Here is a 23,282-nt window from a genome sequence, read left to right on the forward strand (position 1 = left end):
CCACGGTTTTCGCCAGCCGACTAAGCCAGGCGCAACCCTGCGATGCCAAGCCCCAACGATGAATTAATCGGGTGTTACCAGATGGATCTAACCCGGCGGCAGCCTGCGCCATCCTAGGCATTTCGTCTCTGCGGCCCGCGTCTCGGTCGCTGTAGTCGGATGAAAGGAGCTAGTGAAGGGACTACCAATTTGTCGTGCAACGCAAGCTTGAGGAATCAGTTCAAATGGAATACAAATTCCTGATTGCTAGGATCGAATGATGTTCGGAAAGGGCTGAGGCCGCAGAACCGGACCCGCCCTGTCCCCGAGGAAAGCACCACTTCGTGTCGTTGACGATCACCCCCGCCGGGAAAGCTGAATCCAAACCCGGATTCAGGACCGACCTGCAGGGACTGCGCGCCCTGGCGGTGCTGCTCGTGATGGTCTACCACATCTGGTTCTCCCGGGTTTCCGGGGGAGTGGACATCTTCCTGATGCTCTCCGCCTTCTTCCTCACCGCCTCGGTCTCCAAACGGATCAGCCGCGGCGAATGGCCCCGGGTGCTGAACCAATGGGCCCACCGCTTCTCCCGGCTCGTGCCGCAGGCCGCCGTAGTGGTGCTCGCGGTGGTGATCGGTTCATGGGTGCTGCTGCCCAGCAACCGCTGGCCGCAGCTGATCGACCAGTCTTTCGCCTCGCTGTTCTACAAGCAGAACTGGTACCTGGCGGAGAACCAGGTCGACTACTACGCCTTCAACACCGCGGCCTCCTCGCCGCTGCAGCACTTCTGGTCGCTGTCCGTCCAAGGGCAGGTCTTCATCCTCTGGCCGCTGATCCTCGCGGCCTGCGCTCTTGTCTGGAAGCTGTTCTTCTCGAGGCGAAACTTCGCCTGGGTCGCCGGCACCGCCTTCGGGCTCATCTTCGCCGGATCCCTGGCCTTCTCGATCCACCTGACCGCCGCCAACCAGCAGGTTGCCTACTTCCATACCGGCGCCCGGCTGTGGGAATTCGCGCTGGGATCCCTGCTGGCGCTCGCCCTGCCGTGGCTTTCCGCGCTGCCGGAGAAGCTGCGCCGGATTGGCGGCTGGACGGGCCTGTCCACGATCATCTCCTGCGGCGCACTGCTGGACGTGCAGGGCCAATTCCCCGGCTACATCGCGCTGGTCCCGACCTTGGGTGCGGCGCTGGTCATCATGGCCCCTTCCGCCCGAAGTTGGTCCAACCCCTCGGGGCTGCTGTCGCTGCCTCCGCTGCGCAAGCTGGGGGACCTGTCCTACGGCATGTACCTGTGGCACTGGCCGCTGCTGGTGTTCTACCTGACGCTCAGCGGCTCGAGCCGCGCGGGCATCCTTCCCGGAGCGCTGCTGATCATCGCGTCCATCGCCATGTCCTGGTGCACCACACGCTGGGTGGAGAAGCCGCTGTCCGCGCGGCAGGTGGCCGCGGACTTCGGCGGCCTGCTCGCAGGACGCCAAGCCCAGCTGGCCTCCGGCGTGCTGGTTGCGGTGATCGGGGTGGGCATCGTCAGCGTCCCGGTGCTCGCCTGGGAAGGCAACGTCGAGTACCGCCGCACCGTGGCCGCCGCGCAGGCCCCTGAGGAGACGCCCGGGGCCACCGCCAGCGAGGACTGGGATCCGTCGCCGGCGGCGCTGACCCTGCCGCTGGCCACCGACCTGGACGGCGAATGGCAGAACCCGGGGCAGGAGTGCTCCGGGGCGCAGGATCCCGAGGACCCGCGCATCACCTTCTGCCGGCAGGGCGGCAACTTCGGCGCGGGGGAGCCGGTGCTGGTGATGCTGGGTGATTCGCACATGCAGCACTGGTCCGAGGCCGGAGCACGGATGATGGAGGGCTCCGGCGGCAGCTGGATCCTGCTGCACCACCCGGGCTGCCGCTACGGCTCCGAGACGGCGCGCTCCGAACCCGAGTGCGCTTCCTTCCAGGACGCGGCCCAGGAATACGTCACAGCGCTGGCCCCCACCTGGGTTATGGCCAACGCCAGCATGACCGTGCAGGGCTACGACGAGGACCTGCGCACGCCGGGGGAGCAGGAAGCCCTGGTGGACGGGTTCGACCAGGCGATCTTCCCGTTCCTCGCCGCGGGCAGCAAGGTGGTCGCGGTGCGCGACACCCCGCGCTACGAATACCTCATCCCCGAATGCGTGGACTCGGCCAAGTCGGACCCCTCGCGCTGCGATGGGCTGGCCTCCGAGCTGCTGAACGAGACCAACCCGGTGGAGAAGTGGCTGGACTCCGCCGACTACGGCAACACGGTGATCTCCCTGGACCTGACCCCGGTGCTCTGCCCTCAGGGCGTGTGCAAGGCGGTCATCGGCAACGTGCTGACCTATCTGGACAATTCGCACCTGTCCAAGATGTTCGTGGACAGCGCCGCGGACGAGTTCGCCACCGCCTTCCGCGCGGCCACCGGATTCAAAAACTAGTCGCGGCCCGGCATCCGACACACTTCGGTGCTGATCTGCGCTTATGACGCCACCGCGGCATGAGCTTGGACACAGTGGCGCGAGCGGGAATCACGCAAAGGGCAAAAGGGTTCTAACATATAAGCAACCTCCGCTTTCGCCCCGAAAGGTTCATACGTGACTGAGTTCAACCCCTTTGCCTTTGAAGGACTCACCTACGACGACGTGCTGCTGCTGCCTGGCCCAACGGATGTGATCCCGTCCAACGCCGACACCACCACCCGCTTCACCAAGCGCATCAACATCCAGGTGCCGATCAGCTCGGCCGCCATGGACACCGTCACCGAGGCTCCGATGGCAATCGCGTTGGCCCGCCAGGGCGGCATCGGCGTGATCCACCGCAACCTTTCCATCGCGGACCAGGCCAAGCAGGTCGACCAGGTCAAGCGCTCCGAGTCGGGCATGATCACCGACCCGGTCACCGTGCACCCGGGCGCCACCCTGGCCGACTGGGATGACCTGTGCGCGCAGTACCGCGTCTCCGGCCTGCCGGTGGTTGACGAGAACAACAAGCTGCTGGGCATCATCACCAACCGCGACACCCGTTTCGTGCCGCGCGAGCAGTACCTGACCACCAAGGTCTACGAGGTGATGACCGGCATGCCGCTGATCACCGCCAAGGACGGCGTCTCCCGCGAGACCGTCATCGAGCTGCTCTCCAAGAACCGCATCGAGAAGCTCCCGCTGGTCGACGACGAAGGCAAGCTGACCGGCCTGATCACCGTCAAGGACTTCGACAAGGCCGAGCAGTACCCGCTGGCCACCAAGGACGAGGACGGCCGCCTGCGCGTGGCCGCCGCCGTGGGCTTCTTCGGCGAAGGCTACGAGCGCGCCATGACCCTGATCGACGCCGGCGTCGACGCGCTGGTCGTGGACACCGCCAACGGCCACTCCAAGGGCGTGCTGGAAATGATCGCCCGCCTGAAGAAGGACCCCGCCGCGGCGCACGTCGACGTCATCGGCGGCCAGGCTGCCACCTTCGAGGGCGCCAAGGCGCTGATCGACGCCGGCGCCGACGCCATCAAGGTCGGCGTGGGCCCGGGCTCCATCTGCACCACCCGCATCGTCGCCGGCGTGGGCGTCCCGCAGGTCACCGCCATCTACGAAGCTGCCAAGGCCGCCATCCCGGCCGGCGTGCCGCTGATCGCCGACGGCGGCCTGCAGCACTCGGGCGACATCGGCAAGGCGCTGGTGGCCGGCGCCGACTCGGTCATGCTCGGTTCCCTGCTGGCAGGCACCGCAGAGTCCCCGGGCGACCTGGTCTTCATGGGTGGCAAGCAGTTCAAGGCCTACCGCGGCATGGGCTCGCTGGGCGCCATGGAAACCCGCGGCAAGAACACTTCCTACTCCAAGGACCGCTACTTCCAGTCGGACGTGCCGTCCAACGAGAAGCTGATCCCGGAAGGCATCGAAGGCCAGGTTCCGTACCGCGGCCCGCTGTCCGCCGTGGTGCACCAGCTGGTCGGCGGCCTGCGCCAGACCATGTTCTACGTGGGCGGCCCGACCATCGAGGAGCTGAAGGCGCGCGGCAAGTTCGTCCGCATCACCGCCGCCGGCCTGAAGGAATCGCACCCGCACGACATCATGATGACCGTCGAGGCCCCGAACTACCGTTCACGCTAGAAACCCCAGGCCAAACCCCGTCCCAGCCCGCCCATCCGGCGCGCAGGGGCGGGGTTTTCCCGTGCCCGCGCGCCGCCGACGGATTCGCGGCCAACGCACGGGTCCACATGCCGCGCACGGACTTATCATGGGATGCACGACGCCCTGGCCTACTGCCGGTTTCGCCCCGAAACCCCGACCCCGGCCCGCAGAAAGTGGAGGGTGCGCCATGAGCGACACCGAGGAAACCATCGTCCACTACGCCTCCGGAAACGTGCGCGAGGCCATGTTCGCCGCGCTGCGCGCCGCCGGACACGACCCGGCCCGGCTGCGGGCCGAGGACACCAACGAAGCCGACCACCTCCACCTGGGCGGGAAGCACACCACCGCCTGGATCGCCGACACCCTGGCGCTCGACGACGGCGCGCGCCTGCTGGATGTCGGCAGCGGCATGGGCGGGCCGGCTCGCTACTTCGCCGGCCGCGGCGCGACCGTCACCGGGGTGGACGTCACCGCGGAGTTCGTCGACCTGGCCACCGAATTGAACCGCGCCTGCGGGCTCGACGGCGCCGTCACCATGCTCAACCGGCCTGGCCAGGACACCGGGCTGCCCGAGGGCTCCTTCGATGCCGCGCTGATGCTGCACGTGGGCATGAACATCGCCGACAAGGCCCCGGTGTTCGCCGAGGTCTTCCGGCTGCTGCGCCCCGGCGGCGTTTTCGGCGTCTACGACCTGATGGGCACCAACGAGCTGACCTTCCCGATGCCATGGTCCATCACCAGGGAATGCTCCCACGTGGAATCGGAAACCGCCTACCGCGGCTACCTGGAAGGCGCAGGGTTCGATGTGCAGCGCAGCATGGAGCACCGCGACGAGGTGCTCGCCCGGGCAGCGCTGATGCTGCAGCAGGGCGGCGCCCCGCTCTCCGGAGCGCTGATCCTGGGCGAGGACGTGGTGCTGCGACGGCAGCATTCCATCGAAGCGGTCCGCGACCGGCAGGTCACCCCGACGCTGCTCATCTCGCGCAAGCCGGAATAGCGCGCTCAGTGCGGCCGCCCGTCGCGGGGGAGCGGCACTGCTTGCCCGGGACGGATGCGCCCGGGGATCAGCGTGCGGCACCCTGCCTCGCGCGACGGCGCAGCCAGCCGCGGCACAGCATGAAGACCAGCGCCCCCAGCCCGGTGCCGAGGGTATTGGCCACCAAATCCCTGGCCGAGGGCACCCGGTCAGGGAGCAGGAGCAGCTGCCCGGTTTCGATCATCACGGAGACCCCGAGTCCGCAGAGCACCGCCAGCCACGGCCAGCGCAGCCACCACGAGGCCAGCAGGCCCAACGGCATGAAGTACAGGATATTCGCGCCGAATTCGATCTCGCCGTAGCCGAACCACTGCGGCACGCCGATCCGGTGCAGCTGCTCGATGAACGCGAACAGCCACGGCCCCGCTTCGGCATCCACGGGTGTCGGCCAGAATGCCACCAGCACCAGCGCGATGGCGTAAGCCACCGCCGCGACCAAGGCCCACCGGGCCGAACGGTTCTTCACTCCAACTACCCCCAAGAAGTTGCGCAAACGCATCTGTCCGCAATTTTAGTCTGGTTCGAGACCGCAAGACCTGCATGACCGGCACGCGTGTATCGCCAGTGACTGCCGGTGTTTCGCGGCGACTAAGGAGCGACGGCGACGTCCGACCTTCCCCGGGCCCAAAGAATTCTTTTCCGGCACTTCTCCACAATCCGCACCCCACCCACCACCAGCCAGTGCGCCCGGGCGTTCACTGGAGCCATGAACACCACCGCACTGGCCCAAGGCCTCACCAGCCTGCACCACGTACTGGCCCAGGTACGTCCCGCGCCCGGTGCCGCCCTGCCCGAACTATCGGGCACCCAGCTGCGGGACCTGGCCACCAGCCTGCTGGACACCTTCGCCGCCCTGCGCGAAACCCTCTCCGATACCACCGATCCCCGCCTGGCCCTGGAACTGGCGACCACCGCCCAGCAGCTCGGCTTCGAAGCGACCCGCATGGATTTGGTCGCCGCCGAACGCACTGCCGCCACCGCCGCCCACACCCTGGCCCACACCGAACTGGAGCACTTGCGCGAGCACCCCGCCGACACCACCAGCACCCCGGTGCGCGCCTGCGGACGCGCCTGCTACCGCAACCCCGAAGAACTGCTGGCCTCCTGGACCCGCACCCCCTACTGGCACACCCACCGCCTCATCCTGGATTCCATGGACTTGGTGGGGCGCAAGGACTTCACCGGCGCCCGGGTTGCCCCACGCTTCGAGCACCTGGCCGCCCTGCTCTTCGAGTCCGGGGTGGATCCGACGGTGGTGCGGCAGGCCAGCCGGAAACTGGCCAAGGTCGAACCCGAAGACCGCACCTTCGAAGGCACCGCCACCAGCCCGACCCTGTTGCATGCCGATGGGCGCACCGTGGAGGAACACGCCGCCCACGTCCTGGCCGAGGAGTTCATCCCGTTCGCGGCGGTGAAGAAGATCGCCTGCCTGATCCTGGAGGCCATCAACCGGTCCGGGCCAATCCCGCCGGCCTCGCTGCGCCGTGGCGTGTTCCCGCTGCCGATCCGCAGCCCGCACTTCCGCGAGTTTTTGGTGCGGACTTCCACGGCGGAGGGGGCGTGGGTGGATGCGTTGATCGCGGCGGCGAACAAGGCCAGCACGCAGGCCGGGCAGGCCGCGCGGAGGAACCCGGCCTCGGCGAACCCGAACCGGGGGTCAGGCTCAGGCGGGCCGGTGGCGGGGGCGTCGTTTTTCAAGGACCCTGCCGACAATCCGAACCAACCCACGGGGCAGGACCCGCAGCCGCAGGCGGATGCCGCCACCGAGAGCGAAACCACCGGGGCCGGAGCTACCGGGGCCGGCCCCGACGGGGAAGGCGGCTGGTCCATCCAGGACCTGCTGCCCGAAGGATCCGAGCAGCTGCGCTGGGACGATGACGAGTTGTTCATCCCCGAAGCGACCCCGCCCGAACGCGCGTTGAACGCGTTGCTGGAGATCCTGCTGGACGCCACCGGCGACGACCCGCCCGGAACCGCCTTCGGGGACGGCGGCCCGGGCCAGGGATCCCTCTTCGATTCCGACCCCGCGAACGCCGACGAGGACAGCGCCGGCAAGGCCGCCTGGGCCGAGGACGGAGACGAGCGCTCCGCCGGGGACCCCGACAGATCCCCGCCGCAGCGCAAGCGCAAGCGGTTGCGGCCGGTGGTCATCGCCCACCTGCAGCTGAACGACTTGCAACACTTGGCGTCCTCCACGGCGCAGACCGCGCACGGGGTGGATCTGCCGCCGGCGGCGTTGCGGCAGCTGCTGTGCCAGGCGGATCTGATCCCGGCGGTGTTCAACACGGACGGGGTGCTGCTGGACTTCGGGCGGACCAAACGCTTCGTGCCCGAGGTGCTGCAGCGTGCGGTGCTGGCCAGGGACCGGTACTGCCTGGTGCCCGGGTGCACCGCGACGGTGGAGCAGCTGGAGTTCCACCACACCGACCCGTACGCCTTGGGCGGGGAAACGAACTTGGACAAGATCGCTCCGGGGTGCAAGAACCACCACATCGAGTTCGACCATGAGGTGATCAAGATCGTGTGGGTGAAGGGCTTGCCGTGGGTGCTGCTGCCCAAGGACAGGGATCCGGCGCAGCGGTTGCGCAGGAATTACAGTCCACCGGGCGTCCCGACCAGCATCCCGCTACCGGATTGACGAGCATTCGGTTTTCTTTCCGCGCGCAGTTGCCAATCCCACGTGCCCCGACCGGTCGCCAAACCCGATCTGACACGTAGAATTATTCGATGGCGGCGCGAGGTGCGCGTGCGGGGTCCCTCCCGCCACGGCGCCGCAGGACGGAAGGAAACCGATTCACGTGGCTCAGCCAGCGAACCTGAAGAAACTTGCCCGCGAGCGCATGGAGCGCACCGGCGAGAGCTATACGACCGCCCGCAAGAACATCCTCACCAACAAGCCCGAAAGCCCCCGGGCCGCCCGCGCCGCCGAAGCGCGCAACTACGCCTCACAGGGCAAATCCGGAAAGCAGGGCTCCGGCAAGGCCAAGTCCGCCAAACCAAAGCGCCCGGAACAGCCAGCCAAGGCACCGGCCAACTTGGACGAACTGCCCGAATACCCGGCCCCGGAGAACGTGGTGCAGTACGACGCGGCGCTCTGGCATCGCGTGCTCACCCAGGCCGGCGTGACCAACCCCGTCACCGGGCAGCCGTACTCCGAGGCCATGCTCGCGGGCCTGGCCGGCGGCGTCGGCTTCATGCAGCACAGCTTCCAGGACGAGGACGCCGTCAGCGTCACCCTGGTGACCCGCGCCCATCCTGAGCCATATACCCAGAACCTGTTGACCCGCTGCGGCGCCAAGATCAACGAGCGCACCACCGGTTCGGCCGTGCGCGCCGCCGAATACCTCGACACCGGGCTGGACGCCGGACGCGCCGTCGTGGTCCGCGTCGCGGTCAACGCCCTGCCGTGGATCGAGGAGGGCGAAGTCGACGAGTCGGACACCATCGATCTGGCAGTGGTTGGAGAACTCGACGACGACCTGCTGGTGGACGACGGTTCCGGCTCGCTGAACCCCATCAGCCCCGAGGACCTGACCGCTGCCCGCGCCCGCCGGAAGCGCGAGAAGTTCTGGCAGGCCTGGGTCACCTCGCGCCGCTCGCCCAAGCCCGAGGCCCTGGCCTCCAATGTGCTGGACGCGGTCCAGGAGACCACGGCCCGGCTGCTGGGCACCAGCGAGCTGCGCGGCATCCCGGTGCACTTCGCCAAGAACTTCGGCATCGCAGGCATGCGCAACTTCGCGGCCCGCCTGCGCGACACCGAAGGCAAAACCGGCTGGAACCAGATGTTTGCCGACGCCGAACAGCTGGAAATTGGGCTCTCGCAGCTGGCAGGCTTCCTGTCCGACACCCGTTTCGGCGGAATCGGCGGCCTGCGCGGGCTGTATGCGGACTTCCTTGACGAAGCCGCGGACCTTCCGGGCCTGTCCGAACTGGGGGAGCACTCCGCTGCCTACGCCCAGCTGGCGGCCTTCTGGATCGACTTCGCCCAGCTGCTCGAAGAGCCGGCGGACATCGACCAGCGCCAGCCGCTGTTCGACAAGATGGCACAGGTCATGGACCAGATTGCCGATGCCGAGCAGGAGGCCGCGCAGGCCCTGGCCGACACCGCGGCCACGCTGCGCACGGTGGCGGGTGTGGCGCACTAGACGCGCAGTCCGGCGCAATCTGGCGGTGGTCAAAGGCGGGAATCGGCCGCACTCTTGATAACCTAGGGTCGTGAGTAATGAGATTGAGATCGGCCGCGGCAAGCGGGCCACTAAGGCATATTCCCTGGACGACGTAGCGATCGTACCGAATCGCCGCACCCGTGACCCGAAGGACGTGTCGGTCTCCTGGCAGATCGATGCCTTCCAGTTCGAGACCCCGTTCATCGGCGCACCCATGGACTCGGTGACCTCCCCGGCCACCGCCATCGCGCTGGGCAAGCTGGGCGGCCTGGGCGTACTGAACCTCGAGGGCCTATGGACCCGCTACGAGGATCCGGCCAAGGTGCTTGAGGACATCGCCGGCCTGAACCACGAAGCGGCCACCCGCAACGACCCGAAGATCACCGCCAAGCTGCAGGAACTGTACTCGGCCCCGATCCAGGCCGAACTGATCACCTCCCGCCTGGCTGAAATCCGCGAATCCGGCGTGGTCGTCGCCGGCTCGCTGACCCCGCAGCGCACCCAGGAGTTCTACCGCACCGTGGTGGCTGCCGGCGTGGACATCTTCGTCATCCGCGGCACCACCGTGTCCGCGGAGCATGTCTCCAAGACCACCGAACCGCTGAACCTGAAGCAGTTCATCTACGAGCTCGACGTGCCGGTCATCGTGGGCGGCGCCGCGGGCTACACCCCGGCCATGCACCTGATGCGCACCGGCGCGGCCGGCGTGCTCGTCGGCTTCGGCGGAGGCGCGTCCTCGACTACCCGCCGCACTCTGGGCATCCACGCCCCGATGGCCACCGCCATCGCCGATGTCGCCGCGGCCCGCCGCGACTACATCGAGGAATCCGGCGGACGCTACGTGCACGTGATCGCCGACGGCGGCCTGGGCAACTCCGGCGACATCGTCAAGGCCATCGCCATGGGCGCCGACGCTGTCATGCTCGGCACCGCACTGGCCCGCGCCGATGAGGCGCCGGGCGCCGGCTACCACTGGGGCATGGAAGCAGTCCACGAGGTCAGCCCCCGTGGCGACCGCGCCCGCGTGGGCACCGTCGGCTCGCTGGAGAACGTGCTCTACGGCCCATCCCGCGAAACCAACGGCACCTCCAACCTGGTGGGCGCGCTGCGCCGCTCGATGGCCACCACCGGATACTCCACGCTCAAGGAATTCCAGCGCGTGGACGTCGTGCTCTCCCCGTACGAGTCCGACCGCTTTTAGGCACTCCGGGCGCCTCGCGCCCGCAGGCTTCCGCGGCCCGCCACCTGCGCCTTCACCGGGCAGGCGGCGGGCCGCCGCCGTTTGGCCGCACGCCGGCACCCCAACGAACTAGCGGCGCGGAAGGTTCCCGCGCGGGCTGCGGAGGTGTCCAAGGCCAATCTCACGCCCCGCGCATTTCTACTTCTACAGCCAATCGAAGTACGGTGGTAGGGTGCTGAAAACCGCCCTCAAACCCCAATGGCTCCTCGCGCTGCTGGCCGCCCTGGCGCTGGCCACCGGCTTCGTCGCCCTGTCCGGCTGGCAGTTCGGATCCTCCGAAACCGAGCCGCTGGTCAAGGCCGACAAGACCGAGGTCGCCGTCCCGCTGACCGAGCACCACCAGGTCGGCACTGAACTGCTGGGCACCGTGGCGGACCAGATCGTCACCTTCAGCGGCGAATTCGTCGAGGGCAGCGACGAGCTGGTCGCCCCGCGCCTGCACGACGGAGTCAAGGGCGCCTGGGTCGTCACCGAGTTCAAGGTCGACGGCGCGCCGAAGGATGCGGCCATCGCGGTGGTCCGCGGCTGGCAGCCCGATTCCTCGGCGCCCAGCCCCGCTCCCGAGGGCGAGCTGGAAATCACCGGACGCCTGCTGCCTTCCGAGGGCCCGGAGCTGGCCCACGACGTGCGCAGCCCCGCGCTGGAGACCCTGGCCTCCTCGCAGCTGTCCAACCTCTGGGACACCACCTTGTACGAAGGCTTCGTGACCGCCCACGAGATCAAGACCGCCGAAGGCGCCGCGGCCGAGCAGCCTGGCCTGTCCCGCGTCTACGTCGGTCCGCAGCCGCAGGAAGCCCAGGTCAACTGGCTCAACGTCTTCTACGGCATCGAATGGGTGGTGTTCGCCGGCTTCGCGCTGTTCCTCTGGTACCGCATGGTGCGCGACGACTACCAGCGCGGCATGGAAGAGATCGCCGAGCGCGCCGCCGAAGCCCACCAGAACGACCCCCGCGACGACGACGGCCCAGCGAGCAGCTGACGCGCCTTCGCATACCTGAATGACTGACCTCCCACGGAAGGACCGCCCGACCATGTCCAGCACCACCCCCGCACCCCGCCCCCGCAAGTTCGGCGGCACCCCGGCGCAGATCCGCTCCGCGGCTGCCTTCTTCCGGGTGTTCGCCTACGTCACCGGCGTGATGCTGCTGCTGCTCGTGCTGGAAATGGTTTTCAAGTACTTCTGGCAGCTGGAGCTGTTCATCGGCGGCCAGCTGCTTGACGGCACCGCCAACACCATCGGCATGCACAACCGAGCGGAAGTCGCCGGCGGCTTCAACGCCTCGCTGGGCATCCTGATCGCCCACGGCTGGCTCTACGTGGTGTACCTGTTCGCGGACTTCCGCCTCTGGTCCCTGATGCGCTGGCCGTTCTCCCGCTTCATCACCATCGCCCTGGGCGGCGTGGTGCCGTTCCTGTCGTTCATCACCGAGCGCAAGGTACACAAGGAAGTCATGGCGGAGATGGAAAACCACCCGAAGGCAGCCAAGCGCTACTAGCGGCACACGCTGTCGCAAACGTCCGGCGGGCCGCTTCCCCTTGCAGGGAGGCGGCCCGCCGACGTCGTTTCCACCCCGGGCCGGCGGGCGGCGGCGCCGTATTCCGCGCCCGGAACCGGCCAGGGGGCAGCGAGCGCGCCCGGAAACCGGCCCGAATGTGACCCGGTGGTGACGTTGATGACAGTGCCCGCGCTGTTTCGCGACCGGCGAACCCAGTAGACTGGGGGAGTGACTACTGCTCCCCTCAATCCAGAACATAAGCCGGTTCTGGTCGTCGACTACGGGGCCCAATACGCGCAGCTGATTGCTCGCCGCGTACGTGAGGCTCGTGTGTACTCGGAGATCGTTCCGCACACCCTGTCCACCGAAGCCATCTTGGCCAAGAACCCTGCAGCGATCATCCTCTCCGGTGGTCCCTCCAGCGTCTACGCCGATGGCGCCCCCTCCGTCGGGGCCGACCTGTTCGACGCCGGCGTGCCGGTGCTCGGCATCTGCTACGGATTCCAGGCCATGGCCAGCGCCCTGGGCGGCACCGTTGCCGAAACCGGCCTGCGCGAATACGGCCGCACCGCGACCGAATTCGCCGGCGAGGCACGCTCCATCCTGGCCGGCGCGGAAAACGCCCCGACCGTATGGATGAGCCACGGCGACGCCGTCTCGGAAGCCCCCGAGGGCTTCGAGGTCCTGGCCACCACTGCAGGCGCCCCCGTGGCAGCCTTCGCCAACGAGGCCAAGCGCCTCTACGGCGTGCAGTGGCACCCGGAGGTCAAGCACTGCGAGTTCGGCCAGGACGTCCTGGAGAACTTCCTGTACAACGGCGCCGGCCTGAAGGGCGACTGGACCGCTGACAACATCGCCGACGAGCAGATCGAGCGCATCCGCGCCCAGGTCGGCTCCGGCAAGGCCATCTGCGGCCTGTCCGGCGGCGTCGACTCCGCCGTGGCCGCCGCTCTGGTGCAGCGCGCCATCGGCGACCAGCTGACCTGCGTGTTCGTCAACCACGGCCTGCTGCGCGAAGGCGAAGCCGAGCAGGTGGAGAAGGATTTCGTCGCTTCCACCGGCGCCAAGCTGTACATCGCCGACGAGCGCGAGCGCTTCCTGACCGCGCTGGACGGCGTCACCGACCCGGAGACCAAGCGCAAGATCATCGGCCGCGAGTTCATCCGCGCGTTCGAGGCCGCCGAGGCGGCGATCATCGCCAAGGAAGCCTCCGAGGGCGAGCCGGTGAAGTTCCTGGTCCAGGGCACCCTGTACCCCGACATCGTCGAGTCCGGCGGCGGCGAAGGCACCTCCAACATCAAGAGCCACCACAACGTGGGCGGCCTGCCGGAGGACCTGCAGTTCGAACTCGTCGAGCCGCTGCGCACCCTGTTCAAGGACGAAGTTCGCGCCGTGGGCCGCGAGCTCGGCCTGCCCGAGGAAATCGTGGGACGCCAGCCGTTCCCCGGTCCGGGCCTGGGCATCCGCATCATCGGCGCCGTGAACGAGGAACGCCTCTCGATCCTGCGCAAGGCCGACGCCATCGCCCGTGCCGAGCTGACCGCAGCCGGCCTGGACGACGAAGTCTGGCAGATGCCGGTGGTGCTGCTCGCCGACGTGCGCTCCGTGGGAGTCCAGGGCGACCACCGCACCTACGGCCACCCGATCGTGCTGCGCCCGGTGTCCTCCGAGGACGCCATGACCGCAGACTGGTCGCACCTGCCGTACACCCTGCTCTCCAAGATCTCGAACCGCATCACCAACGAGGTGGACGGGGTCAACCGCGTGGTGCTGGACGTCACCAGCAAGCCACCGGGAACCATCGAATGGGAGTAACCGGCAGCTAGCTGTGCCGGTCCCGGGCCCGCCGCCAGGCGCGGCCCGGACACCCGAAGCGGAATCCATGCGGTGGGCCGCGGCGCGTTATGCGCCCCGGCCCACCGCCCGGGTTCCGCTTCACACGCTTAAAACGTGTTTCACGCCGGTGTTCTGCCGCGCGCGTGCACTACGTTAGATAGAGGTGTCGCGCGCGGGCGCGCGCCGCCGCTAGGCCGGTTCAGTGAAGGGAATGACTGTCGTGACCAGTGCTCAGAATGCTGCTGCGGATCGAGTAGCCGCCTGGGTGAAATCCTTGGGGCAAAGCGCCGGGGCCGACACCACCTTGAGGTTCGCTCCGTCGACGTCCAACAGCATCGACATCACGCACGCCAACCCTTCGGGGCTGGCCCAATTCCTGGCCGGCCGACGCACCCGTCTGTCCACCCTGCTGCACGACGCCGAGCAGTACGCCGCGGCCAAGCGCACCGCCCGCGCCTTGGCCTCCAAGATCAGCGAGCTATGGGACGAACGCGGCATCGACGTGGGCTACCTGGCCGCCGGCGTGGCCAACTGGCGCGCCGTGCACGAGGGCAAGAGCGAACCGGTCTCCGCCCCGATCATGCTCGGGCGCATCACCCTGTCCAAGCACGTGGACACCGACGACTACGACGTCCAGCTGGTCGGCCGCGCCACCATCTCCCCGGCGTTCGTGCGCCAGTTCGAGGCCGACCACCACGCGACGATCGACGTCTCCGCGGTGGACGCCGCCGCCTACTCGATCGCCCGCTTCGACCCGGTGCGCGGCATGGACGCCCTGCGCCATCTGGTCTCCGAGGTGCCGGGTGTGGTCGTGGGCCACCGCCTGCTGCTGTCCACCTTCTCCGACCTCATCGACCCGGCCGACCCGGCCAAGCTCAACGGCCCGCACCCGGTCATCGAGGCGCTGATCCAGCACTCCGAGAACGAGAAGCTGGCCGAACGCGCCGCCAAGGTCGCCGAAGCCACCAAGGGCTCGACCGCGCTGGCCAACATGGTCGCCGCGAAGAACGCCACCCCCGACGCCGCCGGGAGCGAAACCGACGATGCCACATCCGGCGCAAAGCAGGATGCCAAGGCCAAGGCCAAGGACGACGCGAAGGCCGAGCCGGAGGACACCGGTTCGCGGCTGCGCCGGGTCAAGAACCTGATCAAGGATTCGGCCCGCCCGCGCCGTCCGCACGAACCGGTCATCCGCCCCGCCGGCAAGCCGGTCCCGGGCGCGAACCGCAAGGTCCACACCGGGGACACCACCTTGGCCAAGTCCTCCGACGAGCGCGACCCCGAGGACGAGCTCTACCTGCTGGACGCCGACGAGTCGCAGTCGCGCATGCTCGAATACATCGCCGCCGGGGAATCCGTGGCGATCAACGCCGCCGCCGGCACCGGCGCCACGCAGACTGCGCTGAATGCCGCCGCGGTGCTGGCAGCCCAGGGCAAGCGCGTGCTGGTCATCGCCGAGCAGCGCACCGCCGCGGAGGAATTCGTCGAGCGCTTCAACGCGAAGCTGGACGCCGCCAGCCTGCTGCTGGAGCCGAACGAGGACCCGGACGCGGTCCGCAAGCAGCTGACCCGCGCCATCCTGCGCAACGAGCGCGCCACCGAGCCGCAGCTGGGCAACCTGTTCAAGCGCTTGCGCGACTCGCGCCACGCGCTGCACGAGCACGTGAAGTCGCTGCATTCGGTGCGCAGCCGCTGGGGCTGCTCGCCGTACCAGTCGATGCAGGAGCTCGCCCGGCTCTCCGCGCTGAACCCAGCCCCGTCCACCACGGTGCGGCTGAAGCGCTCGGTGCTGGACTCCATGGGCCAGCGCGGCCACGTCGCGGCGCAGCTCAAGCGCGCCGCCCAGCTCGGCGCGTTCTCCCGCGAGCACACCACCAGCCCCTGGCACGGCGCCCCGCTGCGCAACCAGGAAGCCACCGCGCAGGCGCTGAGCCTGGCCAGCGGCCTGGGCCGCGACCTGCCGATCCTGCACGAGCACATGCTCAAGATCGCCGAACGCAGCCAGATCCGGCTGGATGACAGCTACGACAAGTGGGGCGACCAGCTGGCCCTGCTGGTCGCCGTGCGCGGCTCGCTGGACAAGTTCGAGTCCGACATCTTCGAGGGCGACATCGACGATCTGATCGCCGCCACCGCCACCAGCGCGTGGCGCCGCGAGCACGGCGTGGAGATGGGCTCGCTGGTGCGCTCCCGCCTGCGCAAGATCGCCAAGGAATACGTCCGCCCGGGCATGCACGTGCCTGACCTGCAGGCTGCCTTGCAGGCGGTGGCCGTGCAGCGCGAGGCCTGGCGCGCCTACGCCACATCCCAGCGCAACCCGCAGGTTCCCGGCGGGCTGCTGGACGTGGAGGCCGGCTACCACGACGCCGGGGCGCGCATCGACAAGCTCTCCGCGATGCTGCCGGCCCGCACCGGCGGGAACCTGCGTGAAATGCCGATCACCCAGCTGCTGGATTTGATCGCCGCGCTGGTGGACCACAAGGAGGACCTCGCCGAGCTGCCCGAGCGCACGCTGATCGCCGAGCAGCTCTCCGAAGCCGGCCTGGGCGACCTGCTCGACGACTTCGCCGAGCGCCAGATCGACGCCGACGCGGTGGACGCGGAGCTGGAGCTGTCCTGGTGGCAGTCCGTGCTGGATGCGATGATCTCCGGCGACGACTTCCTGGCCATGAACGACGGCGCGAAGCTGGAGCGGCTGGAGGCCGAGTACCGGCTGGCCGACGGCGCGCACATCGCCGCCGGGCCCGAGCGCATCCGCTGGCAGCTGGCCCGCAACTGGAAGGCCGCCCTGGCCGACCACCGCGCCGCCTCCCGCGCCCTGCGCGAGATGCTCAAGGACAATACCGTCTCCATCGCCAAGGTGCTCTCGCTGGGCGAATCGCTGGTCAATTCGCTGACCCCGGTCTTCGTTTCCGCCCCGCTGCTGCTGGGCACCGCGCTGCCCGACGACGCCGAGTTCGACGCCGTCATCCTGCTGGAGGCCAACTACCTGACCCTGCGCGAGGTGCTCGACGCGGTGCGCCGCTCCCGGCAGGTCATCGCCATCGGCGACGAGATGCTCGGCGGCCCCAAGCCCTTCGAGGTCTCCGTGGACCCCACCGCCCGTATCGGCTCGCGCGACGCCGGGGTCTCCGCGCTGTCGGCGCTGAACAAGGTGCTGGTCACCGGCACCCTGTCCACCGTGTACCGCGGCATCGACGAGGGCCTGGTGCAGCAGCTGTCCGCCACCTACTACGATTCGGCGATCTCGCGGCTGCCGCAGGCCATGGCCACCGCGGAGCACTCGGGCAAGCTCAGCGCGCTGTACGTGCCCGACGCCACCGGCACCCTGGCCAGCAGCGACGACGGCGTGCAGACCACCGTGGCGGAGGTCGCGCGCATCGTGGACCTGGTCTTCGAGCACTTCTCCACCCGCCCCGGCGAGTCGCTGGCGGTCATCGCAACCAACCGCACCCACGCGTCGGCCATCGCGGAGGCCATCCGCGTGCAGCTGCCGAACCACAAGTACGCGATGGAGCACCTGCGCGCCAAGCACGAGCCGTTTGTGGTCACCACCGTCAACCGGCTGATCGGGCTGCGCCGCGACGCGGTGATCTTCGCCTGGGGCTACGGCCGCACCCCGCACGGCAAGACCCTGCACGAATTCGGCGAGCTCTCCCGCCCAGGCGGCGAGCAGCTGTTCGTCGCGGCGGTCACCCGCTCGCGCACCCGGCTGACCCTGGTCTCCAGCCTGCAGCCCGAGGAGCTGGAAGCCTCCCGCCTGCACCACGGCGCCGGCGCGTTCTTCGACCTGTTCACCCGCGTGCAGGCCGGCGACTCGGCGATCGCCAGCTGGGCGCACCCGCGTTTCGACGCGTTGGTCTCCGACTTGGCCCGCCGCCTGCGCGAACGCGGCGCGATCGTCTCGGAGGACTACCGCGGTGTGCTGGACCTGGCCGCGCATGCCTTCGACGTCGACGGGCAGGACATCCGCCCGCTGGCAGTGGTGTACGACGGCACCGAGCACTACGCCGGGCTGACCGTGCGCGAGCGCAGCCGCCTGCGTCCGGACTTCTTCGAGAACCACGGCTGGCGCTACGTGCCGCTGTGGACCATCGACGTGTTCACCGATCCCGGGGCGGTCACCGACCGCCTGGCCCGCTACCTGCAGCTGAAGCCTGCCTCCGCGCCGGCGCCCTCCGAGCAGTCGCGCGCCTCGCTGGCCGCGGCCCCGCCGGTGCGCGCCAGCCAGGTCACCTCCGGGACTGCCGCGGAAGCCACGCCGGACGCCAAGGCGGATGCGAAGACCGGTGCAAAGACCGAGGCCGCAGCGCAGCCGAAGTCCGACCAGGACGCCTCAGCAAGCGCACCGAAGGACCAGGCGCCAGCGGCCACGGACGCCGGGGCCAAGGAGACAGGCTCCCAGGAATCGGGTTCCAAGGACGCCGAGTCCCAGACCGCTCAGGCCAAGGAGGATTCTCCAGCCGCCAAGGCCGAAGCAGACGGCGCCACCCCGAAGCCGGTGCCTGCCAGCACCCAGCCGACGGATACGGAGCGCTCGAAGTAGATGGATGAATCCGTACCCGGTGCTGAGCCCTTGCCCGCGGCAGGGGAGCAGCGCCGGGATCCGCAGCCGGCGCCCCGCAAGAAGCGCGCGCGGGTCATCGCCCCGCCGCAGCACCTGCAGGCCCGCGTGCAGCTGACCGGTTCCTACACCCCGGTTCCGCACACCTCCTCGGTGGACGAGTCCTCCGCGAACTCGCGTCCGGCCAACTCCATCGCGCAGGCCGCCAGCCCCGCGAAAACCACCCGGGATCCGCTGGCCGGACTGCGCGCCAAGGACGACGACCCCCGCCTGTGGGGAGACGCGCCCGAGGACCTGGCCGAGGCCATGAAACGCGAAAAACCCCCGCACTGGGGGTAGCCCGGGCCAAGTGCTAAACAGCCCGCCGACCGCCTGCAGCACGCAGGGGAGCGGCGGGCTTTGCGCTGCCCGGGGCAAGGGGCTAATTCACCAGCACCGCGGAGACCTTGCCGCGGGACACCGCCCCGGCCAGGTCGTCGGACAGGCTGGCCGCGGCGGCCACCACGATGATGCCCTCGCCTTCGGCCGGGCTCCCGGAGAGCATGCCGAACTCGCCGCGGTCGGCCGCCGGCACCCAGAGCACCGCCACACGCTGTGCGATGGTCTCCGAGCGGATCTGCCGCTCGAACCCGTCGCCGGTGGTGAGCACGATGTCCACCAGCTGCCCGGGATTCAGCAGGCCCACGGCGGCCGGATCGCTCAGCCGGATGGGGACTGCGACGGTGCCAGGGGCGCTGCCTGCCAGCAGCTGCGGGCCCACCAGCAGGTAGCTGCGCAGGGCCGTGCCCGCCGGCACCGCGATGGCCAGCCGCTGGCCCACCAGCTCCTGCGGGTCGGTCAGCAGCCGGTGATCGTCGGGGTCCGCCGGGATGCGCTGCAGCTGCACGTCGGCGGGGGAGATCATGGCCCCGGCGGCCAGATCGGAGACCGCCACCACGACCTCGCGCTGGGCCAGCTGGCCGGAGGAGAGCTCGTTCAGGGCCGCGGCGGCGGCCAGCAGCAGGCAGGCGATGGCCAACGGGCGGCGGTAGCGGCGCAGCGCCTCGTGGCGGGTGCGCACTGGGCGCACCTTGGGCCGGGGGATCACCGGGGCGCGGCGTGTGGCGGGACTCTTCATGCACCCAGTGCACACCCGGCCGGCCGACGGGCGCCGGGAACGAGGACGGAGTGGGGAAAACGCCGGGGCGGAACCCTAGCCCAGGAAGTGGCGGGCGCCGCCGGGGGTGATGACCAGGTCCACGGGCATGTCGTGCGGCGCGACGGAGAAGGTCCCGGAGGCCACGACCTCCTCGTCGTACACCATTGCGGCCACCTGCACCGGGAACTGCTCGATCTGCGGCAGGAAGCGGTCGTAGTAGCCGCCGCCCTGGCCCAGGCGCAGCCCGTCGGTGTCGATCGCCAGCGCCGGGATGAATACGGTGGCGACCTCGTCGAACAATTCAAGTCCCAGGCGCGGGCCCACCGGTTCCATGACCGGCGCGCGCGGGCTGCGGACCACTTCGACACCCGGGAACCACTGCACCCAGGACAGCTGGTACTGCGGTTCGCACACCGGGACGTAGACCTGGATGCCGTCGGCGACCAGCGCCGCCAGCAGCGGTTCGGTGTCCGGCTCGTCCGGGGCGGAGCAGTAGGCGGCGACCGTGCGCACCACCGGGGCCAGGTCCTCCAGGTAGCGGCGCACCGCATCGGCCATGGCCGCGGAGCGCTGCGCCCGGACCTCGGCAGGCAGCGCGCGCCGCGCCGCGCGGATCTGCGCGCGCAGGGCCTTTTTCGACTCGGCGAAGGCACCTGCGGACGCGGCGGCGGAATCGGCCGGAACGGCGGAGGGTGAGCTCTGTGCATCCATGGCACCAACTGTACTCACTGCGCGGCCCGCGCCGGACTCCGTGTGACACGCGGCGGCCGCCGCCGCGGCCGCGCGGCGGATACCATAAAGGCATGAAAGGCTTTTGGCGCGGCAAGGCCGCGGTCCCGGATCTGGTGTCGCAGCGTTTGGCGCTGCGCCAGCTGAAGCTGTCCGACGCCGCCGAGTGGTCCGCGCTGCGCCATGCGAACGCGAAATGGCTCAAGCCGTGGGACCCGACCAACCCCTCGGGCCCGCCCGAGGCGATGACCTACCGCGAGATGATCGGGCTGAAGCACAACGCCGCCCGGGAGGGCACCGGCTACGCCTGGGTGCTCACGCTGCCGCAGCTGCACAGCGCGAACCCGCCGATCATCGGCCAGGTATCGGTCAGCGGGGTGCAGTGGGGCGCCGCGCGCACCGCGTCCATCGGCTACTGGATCGACCAGTCCCATGCGGGGTTCGGACTGATGCCGGAGGCCTGCGCGCTGGTCATCGACCACTGCTTCGGCGCGCTGGGCCTGCACCGGCTGGAAATCAACATCCGCCCGGAAAACGCCGCGAGCCTGCGGGTGGTGGACAAGCTGAAGTTCCGCGACGAGGGCCTGCGCCGCGGCTACCTGCACATCGACGGGCAGTGGCGCGACCACCGCACCTTCGCCCTGAACCGCGAGGAGCTGGCAACACCCATGATCGAACGCATCTACGAATAAATCCGCCAATTCCAGGCGGAATCCGCAAATGTGCTTCTGAGGTGGCACATCGTGCACGAAAACTTTGCAACACGCCTACGCAAGTGCGGGTGACCGGTTCATCGGTTGCATAGTGTTGAGTCGAGAAGCCGTATCCGGTTTCCCGCAGGATTTGACCGAACCTATCGGTGATGGAGGAACCACATGGCCGGCACGTCACAGAGCGCTTCGCAGGCGAAGGCTGTCTCTGAATTTAGGATTCGCGTGCGCTACGGCCGGTTGTCTCTTGCCATGCTGGGTTTGCTGGCCGTCGTGGCCACCCTGGTCGGACTGGTGCTCGCACCGTTCACCGCGCTGACCTTCGGCTGGGTCGGCATCTTCTTCCTGGTCGGACTGGGCTCCTTCGCTTCGCTGCGCATGCTCGCCGTGCGCGACCGCAACCGCAAGCTGCTGGCCACCCTAGAGGCCACCCGCCAGCGCGCGATGCAGACTCCCGCCATGGAGGACGGCGCCAACCAGGTGCTGGTCCGCAAGCAGGACACCGGCGACGAGGTCTTCGACGCCCGCCCCGGTTCCTCCCGCCGCGCCCCGGCCATCACCGCCGACGAGTTGCGCGCCGAGGCGCTGCGTGTCGCCCACGGTTTCGGCGGCGTGAAGCAGCCGGATACCTGGGAGCCGACCAACGTGCCGCGCCCGACCTATGTCCAGGTGCGCGAAGCCACCCAGCGCGAGATCGCCGCGCGTGTGCGCCCGGAACCGTTGCCGGTCTCCGAGCCGCTGCGCCCGAGCAAGCAGATCAGCCTCAAGGCCTCCGAGGACGCCAAGCGGATCGCCTCGGAAGTCTCCGCCGAGGACCAGGCCGCCGTGGCCAGCGTTCCGGCCAAGCTGGCTCCTGCCGCGAAGGACGCCGCAACCCAGGCCCCTGCCGCTGCAGTGAAGCCAGCGGTCGAGGCCACCGGCTCCGAAACCGCCGCCCCGCGCACCGAGGCGCCGGCCCAGGACAAGACGGCAGCCTCCAAGGCCCGACTGAACCTGGACGCCGTCATGCAGCGCCGCCGCGCCTAGCGCACCAGAGACCAGCAAAAAACCTGCGATCCGTGTGGATCGCAGGTTTTTTGCCGTTTCGGGGTCTTCGCGCCGCAAGCCCCGGGGCCGCCGGTCCTAGAGGTTCGCGTCCTCGGAGGGCAGCGGGCCGCGGTGGCCCATGTGGTGTGCGAAGACCAGCGTGGTCTCGGTGTGCCCCACGGACTCGTCGGTGGCCAGGTTGTCCAGCACCCAGTCGCGCAGCGCCTCGGTGGAGCTGACGGCAATATGCAGCAGGTAGTCGGTGCCGCCGGAAACATGGAACATGGACAGCACCTCTGGCAGCTTCGGGATGCGGTCGACGAAGGTGTCGATCTTCTCGCGATCGTGCACCCGCAGCTTCACGGAGATCAGCGCCTGCACGGTGCGGCCCACGCTGCGCAGCGAGACCTCGGCGTGGTAGCCGGTCAGGATGCCGCGCTCCACCAGCGAGCGGGTGCGCAGCAGCGCCGTCGACGGGGCGATGCCCGCGCGCTGGGCCAGCGTCGCATTGGAGATGCGCGCATTGGCGACCAGCTCGTCGATGATGATTCGATCAATCTCGTCGAGATCGGTACCGTGGGTCTGCTCTGATTGCGATGACATAAGAATATTTCACCATACTTGGGCTCAATCGAGCACTGCTTCGATGCGCCAGGTGCGTGCCGTGCCTCCGCCGGGCCGCGGCTCAGCTGTCCGGAACGTCCGGCACCGGCGGATATATTAGTGTCATGACACGAGCATCCGAGCAGACCGGAGAACTGTACGACACCCGATTGGCCGCCTACGCGCTGGTGGAGAACGACGGAAAGGTGCTGCTGACCTTGTGGGACATGCGCCACCGCGATCCGCGCTTCATCCCGCGCTGGACGCTGCCCGGCGGCGGCATCGACCTGGGCGAGCAGACGTCGGAGGGCGTGATCCGCGAGGTCTTCGAGGAAACCGGCTACCACGTCGACACCCTGGCGCTGCTGGACGTCACCACCGGCATCATCCCCGGTGCCAAGCGCTACTCGGGGGAGGGCCACCCCATGCAGACCGTCGCGGTCACCTACACCGCGCAGCTGGCCGGCGGGGAGCTGCGCGCCGAGCAGAACGGCTCCACCAGCCAGGCCGGCTGGTTCACCCGCGAGGAAATTCGCCAGCTGAACAGGATCGAAAGGGTGGATGTGATGCTGCGGATGACCGATCCCGGCGCGCGCAACCGCTGATCCGGGCCGTGCTGGCCTAAAATCGGT

The 23,282-nt window shown here is 69.0% G+C and carries 18 protein-coding genes; 14 read left to right on the forward strand and 4 right to left on the reverse strand.

What is annotated here, in order from left to right; translation table 11 throughout:
• Positions 1-323 precede the first annotated feature (323 nt).
• The 3 genes from ATC04_RS06405 to ATC04_RS06415 all read left to right on the forward strand — a co-directional run bounded on the left by ATC04_RS06405 (position 324) and on the right by ATC04_RS06415 (position 5,103).
• Positions 324-2,423 carry an acyltransferase family protein gene (locus ATC04_RS06405; protein WP_152666864.1) on the forward strand — a complete coding sequence of 700 codons (2,100 nt, stop codon included), beginning with the start codon at positions 324-326 and terminating at the stop codon, positions 2,421-2,423.
• Between the two features lie 156 nt (positions 2,424-2,579).
• Entirely contained in the window at positions 2,580-4,085 is a 1,506-nt protein-coding gene (gene guaB / locus ATC04_RS06410; protein WP_047119630.1) for an IMP dehydrogenase, read from the forward strand.
• A 208-nt stretch (positions 4,086-4,293) separates the two neighbouring features.
• Positions 4,294-5,103, forward strand: a complete 810-nt coding sequence (locus ATC04_RS06415; protein ID WP_052772429.1) for a class I SAM-dependent methyltransferase — start codon at positions 4,294-4,296, stop codon at positions 5,101-5,103.
• 67 nt (positions 5,104-5,170) lie between these two features.
• Here ATC04_RS06415 and ATC04_RS06420 read toward each other — a convergent pair whose 3' ends face one another.
• Complete coding sequence (locus tag ATC04_RS06420) at positions 5,171-5,641, reverse strand: VanZ family protein (RefSeq protein WP_047119629.1); 471 nt, start codon at positions 5,639-5,641, stop codon at positions 5,171-5,173.
• A gap of 207 nt (positions 5,642-5,848) precedes the next feature.
• Here ATC04_RS06420 and ATC04_RS06425 point away from each other — a divergent pair, with 207 nt between their 5' ends.
• From ATC04_RS06425 to ATC04_RS06460, 8 genes are all read left to right on the forward strand, one after another.
• Positions 5,849-7,780, forward strand: coding sequence for an HNH endonuclease signature motif containing protein (locus ATC04_RS06425; protein ID WP_060617001.1), 1,932 nt, complete (start codon positions 5,849-5,851; stop codon positions 7,778-7,780).
• Between the two features lie 160 nt (positions 7,781-7,940).
• The gene (locus ATC04_RS06430) at positions 7,941-9,287 is read left to right on the forward strand and encodes a DUF4872 domain-containing protein (RefSeq protein WP_047119626.1); all 1,347 of its coding nucleotides are present in this window, start codon (positions 7,941-7,943) and stop codon (positions 9,285-9,287) included.
• Between the two features lie 70 nt (positions 9,288-9,357).
• On the forward strand, positions 9,358-10,509 hold the full coding sequence (locus tag ATC04_RS06435) for a GuaB3 family IMP dehydrogenase-related protein (RefSeq protein ID WP_047119625.1): 1,152 nt from the start codon (positions 9,358-9,360) through the stop codon (positions 10,507-10,509).
• Between the two features lie 211 nt (positions 10,510-10,720).
• The gene (locus tag ATC04_RS06440; RefSeq protein WP_047119624.1) at positions 10,721-11,527 is read left to right on the forward strand and encodes an SURF1 family cytochrome oxidase biogenesis protein; all 807 of its coding nucleotides are present in this window, start codon (positions 10,721-10,723) and stop codon (positions 11,525-11,527) included.
• Positions 11,528-11,579: 52 nt separating this feature from the next.
• Positions 11,580-12,044, forward strand: coding sequence for a DUF3817 domain-containing protein (locus ATC04_RS06445; RefSeq protein WP_113606534.1), 465 nt, complete (start codon positions 11,580-11,582; stop codon positions 12,042-12,044).
• A gap of 228 nt (positions 12,045-12,272) precedes the next feature.
• Positions 12,273-13,859, forward strand: coding sequence for a glutamine-hydrolyzing GMP synthase (gene guaA, locus ATC04_RS06450; protein WP_047119622.1), 1,587 nt, complete (start codon positions 12,273-12,275; stop codon positions 13,857-13,859).
• 232 nt (positions 13,860-14,091) lie between these two features.
• Entirely contained in the window at positions 14,092-18,426 is a 4,335-nt protein-coding gene (locus tag ATC04_RS06455; RefSeq protein ID WP_047119621.1) for a DNA helicase, read from the forward strand.
• Complete coding sequence (locus tag ATC04_RS06460; protein ID WP_047119620.1) at positions 18,427-18,783, forward strand: hypothetical protein; 357 nt, start codon at positions 18,427-18,429, stop codon at positions 18,781-18,783. It begins immediately after the preceding gene.
• A gap of 82 nt (positions 18,784-18,865) precedes the next feature.
• Here ATC04_RS06460 and ATC04_RS06465 read toward each other — a convergent pair whose 3' ends face one another.
• Together ATC04_RS06465 and ATC04_RS06470 are read right to left on the reverse strand one after the other, a co-directional pair.
• Positions 18,866-19,561, reverse strand: a complete 696-nt coding sequence (locus ATC04_RS06465; RefSeq protein WP_082123938.1) for an RcpC/CpaB family pilus assembly protein — start codon at positions 19,559-19,561, stop codon at positions 18,866-18,868.
• A gap of 75 nt (positions 19,562-19,636) precedes the next feature.
• Entirely contained in the window at positions 19,637-20,293 is a 657-nt protein-coding gene (locus tag ATC04_RS06470; RefSeq protein WP_052772427.1) for a 5-formyltetrahydrofolate cyclo-ligase, read from the reverse strand.
• A gap of 92 nt (positions 20,294-20,385) precedes the next feature.
• Between ATC04_RS06470 and ATC04_RS06475 the strand changes: the two genes are divergently transcribed.
• Entirely contained in the window at positions 20,386-21,003 is a 618-nt protein-coding gene (locus ATC04_RS06475) for a GNAT family protein (protein WP_047119619.1), read from the forward strand.
• A 183-nt stretch (positions 21,004-21,186) separates the two neighbouring features.
• Positions 21,187-22,047, forward strand: coding sequence for a hypothetical protein (locus tag ATC04_RS06480; RefSeq protein ID WP_152666863.1), 861 nt, complete (start codon positions 21,187-21,189; stop codon positions 22,045-22,047).
• A gap of 96 nt (positions 22,048-22,143) precedes the next feature.
• Here ATC04_RS06480 and ATC04_RS06485 read toward each other — a convergent pair whose 3' ends face one another.
• Positions 22,144-22,650, reverse strand: coding sequence for an Lrp/AsnC family transcriptional regulator (locus tag ATC04_RS06485; RefSeq protein ID WP_047119617.1), 507 nt, complete (start codon positions 22,648-22,650; stop codon positions 22,144-22,146).
• Positions 22,651-22,775: 125 nt separating this feature from the next.
• Between ATC04_RS06485 and ATC04_RS06490 the strand changes: the two genes are divergently transcribed.
• The gene (locus ATC04_RS06490) at positions 22,776-23,255 is read left to right on the forward strand and encodes an NUDIX domain-containing protein (protein WP_047119616.1); all 480 of its coding nucleotides are present in this window, start codon (positions 22,776-22,778) and stop codon (positions 23,253-23,255) included.
• The last annotated feature ends 27 nt before the right edge of the window (positions 23,256-23,282 follow it).

The sequence above is a fragment of the Arthrobacter sp. YC-RL1 genome (assembly GCF_001454985.1).
In the GTDB taxonomy this organism is placed as follows: Bacteria; Actinomycetota; Actinomycetes; order Actinomycetales; family Micrococcaceae; genus Glutamicibacter; species Glutamicibacter soli.